We start from the raw sequence: 3,827 nt of genomic DNA, 5'->3' as shown, positions 1-3,827 counted from the left end.
CACCGTTCGCGGACTACGGCCTCACCCGCCCCGTCGGCATCCGTGGCCTGCTGCCAGTCGAGGTGCCCCGCGCCACCATCTCGGCACGTCGGACCATCCGGGCGACCAGCAGCCGCCCGAGCGCCAGCATCGCCAGTCCAGCGCCGGTGCTGGCCACGGCGACCGGCGAGGCGTAGAGGCGGCCGGGAGTGACCCCGACGAGCGCCGCGAGCACGGGGGCCGACAGCGGCAGCAGCGTGAGCAGTCCTGCCGTGGCGCGCGCCCCGGCCGTGGCGGTCGCCACCTTGCGCCGGTGCTGCTGCCGGTCGCGACTGGTGCGCGCGGCCGAGGCGGCCGCAGCGGCGAGTGGGACACCGTGGGCCTCGCTCAGTCCCCACGCGCGCCCCAGCGCTGCCAGCTCGGGCGTCCCGGTGGTCCGGGCCAGCCGGTGCCAGACCGGGCCGACCCCCCGGCCATCGCGCGCGACCCGTAGCACCGGCTGCACCCAGCGCTGCCGATGAGTAGTGTCCAGCCCCTCGGCGACCACCTCGAGCGCCGCGACCGGTGGCAACCCCGTCCGCAGCGCAGCGGCGAGGGCGTCGAGCAGGTGCAGCACCTGCTCCTCCCTCCGCGGGGAGCGTCGCAGCCGTCGCAGCCGGCGCAGCAGCCTCCGGGTCCGCGCACCGACCGCCCGCCGCCGTGGTGCCGCGGGCTCAGCCCGGGCGGCTGACAGCACGACCGTCCGGGCACGCACCCGGGCCGACGCCGGCCAGCACCAGACGGCCAGGCCGAGCAGCAGCGCCACGAGCACGGCCGCGCTCACGGCACTGTGCCCAACCGGGCCAGCAGCCGCTGCCAGCCTGGCCCCGGCCGCAGCTGCTGCCCGTCGTCGGTCGCCGCGGTCACCACCTGCCCACCGGAGCCGCCCGGTTCGAGCAGGGCGACCTCGCGCAGCCGCCGGCGACCGTGGCTTCGGCCAAGATGGAGCACGACGTCCACGGCGCTCGCCAGCTGAGCGTGCACCGCCGCCGGGGACATACCGGCCAGCGCGCCGAGCGCCTCGAACCGGGAGACCACCTCCGCCGCGCCGTTGGCGTGCAGGGTCCCGCAGCCGCCCTCGTGCCCGGTGTTGAGCGCGGTGAGCAGCTCACGGACCTCTGCTCCACGCACCTCACCGACGACCATCCGGTCCGGCCGCATCCGCAGGCTCTGCCGGACCAGGTCGGTCAGCGTGACCTCGCCGCGACCCTCGACGTTGCGGGCGCGTCCCTGCAGCCGCACCACGTGCGGGTGGTCGACGGCGAGCTCACGCACGTCCTCGGCGACCAGCACCCGCTCGTGCTGGCCCACCTCGGCCAGCAACGCCCCGAGCAGCGTGGTCTTGCCCGACCCGGTGCCGCCGGAGACGACGAAGGCCAGCCGGGACCGCACCACCCGGCGCAGCAGGTCGGCGTCCGGCTCCGACAGCAGCCCCCAGGCCACCAGGTCCGGCAGCCGGGGCCGCAGTCGGCGAGGCAGCCGCAGGCTCAGGTGCGGGCCGCCGTCGACCAGTGGCGGCAGCACGGCGTGCAGCCGGACGCCGGAGGGCAGGATCCCGTCCACGCAGGGACTGGCGTCGTCGAGCCGCTGGCCACACAGCCCAGCCAGCCGGACCGCCAGCCGCCGGACGGCTTCGTGGTCGGGCAGCACCTGCGGGCCACGCTCCAGACCGCGCCCTCGGTCGAGCCAGACCTCGGTACCGTTGAGCAGCAGGTCGGTGGTCCGCGCGTCCACCAGCGGTTCCAGCGGACCCAGCCCGAGCACCTCCTGCCGGAGCCGGTCGGCCACCACTGCCGCACCGTCGCTGCCGAGCCGGCCCCGGTGGCGGCGGGCGACGGCGGCCACGCCCTCGTCGGTGGGGGCTCGCCCCTGCCGGATCTGCTGCCAAACGCCCGGGTCGTCGACCAGGCTCATTCAGGGCACCTCCAGCACCGCACCCAGCACCCGGTCGGCGCAGGCCGCAACCGCCCCGGTACGCCCGACCGGGTCGCCGCGACAGAGCGCGCGGTCGACGCCACGGTCGTCACCGAGCACGGCCACGACCGGCGCGCCCAGCCCGGCCTCCAGCTGCTCCCTGCCCATCCGGTGCCCGCGGTGCGGCCCGCCCGCGCGCAGCACCACCAGGTCCGGCTCCACCTCGTCGACCACGCGGGCCCCGGCGGCGCAGCCGTCGATGCCGTCCGCGACCACCAGCACCCGGGTGTCACAGCCGCACCACCACGCCCGCGCGGCCGGCCCATCGGCCCGGGGCAGGTCGCAGACCACCAGGTCCGCTGCGGCGGCCAGTGCCCGCGCCAGCCCGGTCTGGTGTCCCCGGTGTCCCCTCTCGGCCCACGGGTGCCGCCACCCGAGCACGCCCACCCCTTCTTCGGTGGTGGGAAGCGCACGGACCAGCCCCGAGGCGTCGACGTCTCCACGCAGCTCGGCCAGGTCCTCCCAGTGCAGACCGGGCTGCAGCTCGATGCCCAGCCGGAGCGTCAGCAGGTCTGACCACCCCTGCCCCTCCACGGCCACGACCCGCCGTCCGGCGGTGCCGGCGCGCGTGGCCAGTGCTGCGACCAGTGTGCTGCTGCCGAGTCCGCCGCCGGCACCGAGGACACCCAGCACGTGTCCGTCTCCTTCGCCCATGCACCGCAGCCTGTCCACCACCGGGCGGGGTGGCGCAGCGGCCGCGGCCGGGCTGTGGACGCGGCAACGACGGCGGGCCCGGTGTGGGAGGCGCCTGCCAGCGGAAAAGGGGACGGCCCCCGCGGGGGGAGCGGGGGCCGTCGACGCCACGAGTCAGGGGGGGATAACCCGTGGCGTCCGCGCTCAACCCCGAAAGGGAGCGCTGCGCTCATCAGTATGGCACGGCCGACCCACCGGGCCAAACCCCTGTGTCGAGCTCCTGGGACCGGCGCAGGAGCCGACAAAGGGCGGTGACCGCCCGGGCTAACAGTGCGTGCATTCGTGCCGTCGGGTCGGGACGAGCCCGGCCAAACCGGTCCATCAGTGGACTGCCCGCGCGTGGGTGCCTGGGTGGTCACCGCCTGAGGCTGTCGCCTCCCTCTCCTTTCTACTCCTCGGCTCGCTCAGCCGCCACCCGTCCGGCGAGGACGGCGTCCGCCACCCGGCCGCCCTCTCCCGCCCCGGCCACGACCGCCTCGGCGCAGTGCAGCAGCCACAGCCGCACGCCGTCCGGGGTCCGGCTGGCGTAGGCGGCCAGCGCGCCGCGGTAGTCGCCACCGGCCCGGGCACTGTGGCCGGCCTCGGGCACCGCCACCCCGGTGGGGTCCAACCCGCCGGCGCGGACGACGGCTCGCTCCAGGGCGCGCGCCACCAGGCCGTTGCCCTGCACGAACGGCCGCAGCGTCGCCACCTCGGCGTGCACCAGCGCGGCCACCAGCAGGACCGGTGCCTCCGGCAGCAGCTGCAGCAGCGCCGCGACGCCGTCCAGCCGCTCGGTCAGCTCCCGGCCCCGGGCCAGCGGTCCCAGCTCGGCGCCCTCCGGGCAGTCCTCGCTGTCCCGCCGGGGACGTCCCAGCTGGTGCTCGGGGAGCACCGGTGCGGCGGCCGCGACGTGGAGCGCGGCCAGCACCTGGGCCGGGGAGCGCAGCGCGGTCGCGTCGACGTGCTCGGTGCGGGCGGTGACCTGCACCGCTCCGCGCAGCACCCGCTGGACCGGGTCCGGCTGCTGCGGCCAGGCCTGCACCCCCCGGACCAGGTCCCGCACCAGCAACAGGCTCAGCTGGGACCCCGCCGGACAGCTCGTCGCCGTCGTCGCTACCTACCTGCTGGTGCGGGGACGTCCGAGGAGAGGATGGTGGCAG

4 protein-coding genes are annotated in these 3,827 nt (G+C 76.6%); all 4 read right to left on the bottom strand.

The features are described 5' to 3' along the window. Nucleotides 1–13: 13 nt before the first annotated feature. Complete coding sequence (locus GFJ45_RS15565) at nucleotides 14–802, bottom strand: type II secretion system F family protein (protein ID WP_194288723.1); 789 nt, start codon at nucleotides 800–802, stop codon at nucleotides 14–16. After that, on the bottom strand, nucleotides 799–1,932 hold the full coding sequence (locus GFJ45_RS15560) for a TadA family conjugal transfer-associated ATPase (RefSeq protein WP_153398864.1): 1,134 nt from the start codon (nucleotides 1,930–1,932) through the stop codon (nucleotides 799–801). Before GFJ45_RS15560 ends, GFJ45_RS15565 begins: the two co-directional genes overlap by 4 nt. Beyond that, nucleotides 1,933–2,646, bottom strand: a complete 714-nt coding sequence (locus GFJ45_RS15555; protein ID WP_153398861.1) for a hypothetical protein — start codon at nucleotides 2,644–2,646, stop codon at nucleotides 1,933–1,935. 427 nt (nucleotides 2,647–3,073) lie between these two features. Continuing rightward, nucleotides 3,074–3,730: a Fic family protein gene (locus tag GFJ45_RS15550; protein WP_194288722.1), complete on the bottom strand. Its 657-nt coding sequence runs from the start codon at nucleotides 3,728–3,730 to the stop codon at nucleotides 3,074–3,076. Nucleotides 3,731–3,827 lie beyond the last annotated feature (97 nt).

This window comes from Ornithinicoccus halotolerans, assembly GCF_009602535.1.
In the GTDB taxonomy this organism is placed as follows: domain Bacteria; phylum Actinomycetota; class Actinomycetes; order Actinomycetales; family Dermatophilaceae; genus Ornithinicoccus; species Ornithinicoccus halotolerans.
This window is presented reverse-complemented; position numbering and strand designations above follow the sequence as displayed.

Excerpts from the sequence above, each read along its gene's own strand:
- GFJ45_RS15555 (WP_153398861.1), bottom strand. The coding sequence starts at position 2,646 with ATGGGCGAAGGAGACGGACACGTGCTGGGTGTCCTCGGTGCCGGCGGC.
- GFJ45_RS15560 (WP_153398864.1), bottom strand. The coding sequence starts at position 1,932 with ATGAGCCTGGTCGACGACCCGGGCGTTTGGCAGCAGATCCGGCAGGGG.